The organism is Synechococcus sp. MU1655, assembly GCF_023630655.1.
Taxonomy (GTDB): domain Bacteria; phylum Cyanobacteriota; class Cyanobacteriia; order PCC-6307; family Cyanobiaceae; genus Synechococcus_C.
The window spans coordinates 1-3,388 of record NZ_JAKUHK010000225.1; the positions used below are offsets into that span (position 1 = coordinate 1).

General features: G+C 56.3%; 4 protein-coding genes. 1 reads left to right on the top strand and 3 read right to left on the bottom strand.

Annotated features, from left to right (window positions below; translation table 11 throughout):
• The first annotated feature begins 61 nt into the window (after nt 1-61).
• A complete protein-coding gene (locus NCN04_RS09680) occupies nt 62-886 on the top strand; it encodes a uroporphyrinogen-III synthase (protein ID WP_250395955.1) in 825 nt (274 codons plus the stop codon).
• Here NCN04_RS09680 and NCN04_RS09685 read toward each other — a convergent pair.
• Genes NCN04_RS09685 through zds form a run of 3 tightly spaced genes read right to left on the bottom strand, consistent with a single transcriptional unit; the run spans nt 850 to nt 3,287 of the window.
• Nucleotides 850-1,353 (bottom strand): hypothetical protein, encoded by a 504-nt coding sequence (locus NCN04_RS09685; RefSeq protein WP_250395956.1) that lies wholly within the window; start codon nt 1,351-1,353, stop codon nt 850-852. The two genes, NCN04_RS09680 and NCN04_RS09685, sit on opposite strands and share 37 nt — an antisense overlap.
• 1 nt (nt 1,354) lies before the next feature.
• Complete coding sequence (locus tag NCN04_RS09690; RefSeq protein WP_250395957.1) at nt 1,355-1,810, bottom strand: SRPBCC family protein; 456 nt, start codon at nt 1,808-1,810, stop codon at nt 1,355-1,357.
• Between the two features lie 4 nt (nt 1,811-1,814).
• Entirely contained in the window at nt 1,815-3,287 is a 1,473-nt protein-coding gene (zds, locus tag NCN04_RS09695; RefSeq protein WP_250395958.1) for a 9,9'-di-cis-zeta-carotene desaturase, read from the bottom strand.
• Between the last annotated feature and the right edge of the window lie 101 nt (nt 3,288-3,388).

Below are 3,388 nucleotides of genomic sequence, written 5' to 3' on the forward strand. Positions count from 1 at the left end.
ACCAGGCAAGAGCCCTGCAAGATCAGGTGGGCGGACTGGTGAAACTTGACGAGGTGAATGCATGATTTCTGAAAGCAATCCAGGCCTGCAGGGGCGCACCATCGTCGTCACGAGGGCCCGTGAACAGCTAGGGGAAGCCCGCACCCTGTTGGAACAACAGGGTGCGAAGGTCCTCGACCTGCCGGCTTTAGAAATCGGTCCTCCCGATGAATGGGGTCCTCTGGATGATGCCCTTGCCGAATTGGATGAGTTTCACTGGGTGGTCTTCTCCAGCGCCAATGGCGTGCAAGCCGTGGATGAACGTCTGCGGCTCCAAGGCAGCAGCCTGGGCCGAAGACCTGCTGGGCTTCGAATTGCCGCTGTAGGACGCAAGACGGCACGGCTTCTGGACCATCTGGGGGCACCCGCTGATTTTGTACCACCTGACTTCGTGGCAGACAGTCTGATCGAACACTTCCCTGTTTCAGGTTGGGGACTCAGACTCCTGCTCCCACGGGTGCAAAGCGGAGGCCGCACGCTGCTCGCCGAAGCCTTTGGGGAGGCGGGCGCCAGGGTGGTAGAGGTGCCTGCCTACGAATCCCGCTGTCCAGCCGACATGCCAGAAACAACGGCCAAGGCGTTGGCTTCAGGTGAGGTGGATGCGATCACATTCAGCAGTGGGAAAACAGTCCTCCATACGGCTGCACTGCTGGAGCAAACCTTGGGCTCTGAGACAGCAGCCCGTGCCATCAGCTCCGTAGCACTGGTGTCGATTGGGCCCCAGACCAGCCAGCGTTGTCTTGAACAATTCGGACGGGTCGACCAGGAAGCCAACCCCCACGACCTCGATGGTTTGACCCAGGCCTGCCTTCAGGTGATGCAGACCCGCTGCGACCGCCCGGACTGAAGCAGGGTGAGGCAGCCCGTGCGGATATCGATGGATTGGACCTCAACGTCCATGGGGAAAAGCTGCTGAGCCTCTCCAGGGCAACGGCCACCTGCCCCCAGACAGACGACTCCCGATCCCTCAGTCGTACTAATCAGTGCACGCAACTGATCCGCCACAGAGAGCACACCGAGAACCGTCAAACCCGTGTCTCCCGAGGTGCCGGGCTGGGGATCAGAGATCCGTTGCGGAAAGGGTGCGAAGGGATCGGTGCGACCTTCTGGAACGGAAACGAGAACTTCAGCAACACTCGGCAAAACGGTTAAAGCCGTTGCAGGTGGTGAGGACATGACCTTCGCCTCAGGCGACACCAAGGGAGGTTCGTTGACACGACTAGATGGGGTACCACCCGTTGGATCAGCGGAACATCCACCAATCAACGCCCCAAGCATCAGCGCTGAGAGAGCAAAGCTCGAAGCTGGCCCCAACTCAATGCTCCGTCCTTGGTGTGTAACCGCTTTCAACCAAATCCCTAAAACGATCAAGGTTCGCCTGGAGCTCCTTGGTGACAATTCCTCCCAGGATGGTCGGTTCCATCAGCGGTGCCAAGACTCCGGGAAGTTCGTAGCTCACGCTCAACTTCACAGCGGTGATCTCGGGCTGCTCTTGATAAAAACGAACGGCACCTTTGGTCGGGAGTCCCCCCACCGATTCCCACTGCAATTGCTGCTGATCAATGCGGCTCGTAATGCGCGCTTTCCATTGAAAACGGAAACCTTGAGCCGCCAAAGTCCAATCCGTTAGGTCAGGATCCTCACGGGTCTTGACCGATTCGATCCAGCGCATCCAGCGAGGCATCGCTTCGAAATCACTCCAAACAGTCCAAACCCGATCGACAGGGGCTTGAACTTCGGTGATGACCGTGTGGTCGAGCCAACGTCCCATCGGTTCAGGCCACCGCGTTGTTGGTGGCCAGCTTCGCCGGCATTCCAAGAATGGCTGCCGCTGCAAGATGACCACTCATCGTGGCTCCCTCCATCGAATCGATGTAATCCTGTCGGGTATAACTCCCGGCCAGGAAAAAATTGCTGACTGGTGTGCGTTGATCAGGCCGATACGGCTCCATTCCAGGTGCTTCTCGGTACAGAGATTGGGCCAACTTCACAACATTGCTCCAGGTGAGGTTCAAATCCTGAGCCGATGGGAACAGTTTGCGCACCTGAGCATCGGTGTGAGCAACGATGTCAGAAACCGATTTTGGAATCCAGGGGTCTCCAGGGGTCAGAACGCACTGCAACAACGATCCTTCCCCTGGTTTTCGGTAGTCCTCTGGACTGGCCAATGCCAAATCAGCGAAACAACTGAAGTCTGCGTCAGCGGTGTAAAGCAAATTATTTAAACCAGTCGGATTGGACAGGTCCTTCCGACGCGCGTCGGAGACGTCTCCTTGCGCCAGTTCCGTCACCCATCCGTCGTAACGAAGCTGCACCGTGGCTACCGGCACAGCTTCTAAGCGATGAATGGCATCGAATTGCTCGTGCTTACGCCATGCATCGGGGAGAAGGCGCTGAATCCCAGGAACATCACAGGCTGCCAGGTACACATCAGCCTGAACATTGCTCTCACCCTCGGGGGTGCTCAAGGTTAAGGATGTCACCTTGGGGGCCTCTCCTTCCTCGTAATGCACCTCCTTCACACGGTGGCGGAGATGCAAAGTGGCACCGCGTTCCTGGATGTAATCCAAAATCGGCCCAGTGAGCCATCGATGTGGTGACCCCTTCAGCAAATTGAGTTTTGAGGCCTCAGTCTTGGAGGCAAACATCATGAAAATGGTCAACATGCATCGCGCAGAAATGGCTTCGCAATCGATGAATCCCAAGGCGTAAGCGATCGGATTCCACATTCTGCGAATGCTCTCCAGGCTGCCGCCATGGCTGACAAACCAGGTTTGAAAACTCACTGAATCCAACGCACGAATCGTGCGCATCGCGCCTTCGTAATCAACGAGACCTCGCACAATTGGGCTGGTGCCTAAGGCCATCGCATTGCGCAACTTATCGATCCAGGTGAGCTGCGGAGTTGTAAAAAAAGCCTTGAGACCATTAAACGGAGCACCGACTGGGAAACGGAAATCAAGTTCCCGCAGATCACCTCCGCTATTGACAAACAAATGCGTGTGATCTTTTGGCAGCAAATTATCAATCGCGCCCACCTTGCGCATCAGAGCAAAGAGGTTGGCGTAATTGAAAAAGAACACGTGCAATCCCATCTCGATGTGATTGTCGTTTTCATCTACCCAGCTACCGACTTTGCCGCCCATGAACGGACGCGCCTCATAGAGGTCAACTTTGTGACCTGCATCCACAAGGTCGACGGCAGCGGCTAGGCCGGCCAGTCCTGAGCCCACAATCGCGACCTGCACCAGCGCTTCAACCAAGAATTCAACAACTCTATGAATACGAACGCCTTAACTGCTTTAAGCACAAGACGCGTGGGTTCAATACAGTGATTCAAGGCCAGCTG

Bases quoted from the DNA above. Each gene is read 5' to 3' on its own strand.
- NCN04_RS09690 (WP_250395957.1), bottom strand. From the start codon at position 1,810: ATGGGACGTTGGCTCGACCACACGGTCATCACCGAAGTTCAAGCCCCT.
- NCN04_RS09680 (WP_250395955.1), top strand. From the start codon at position 62: ATGATTTCTGAAAGCAATCCAGGCCTGCAGGGGCGCACCATCGTCGTC.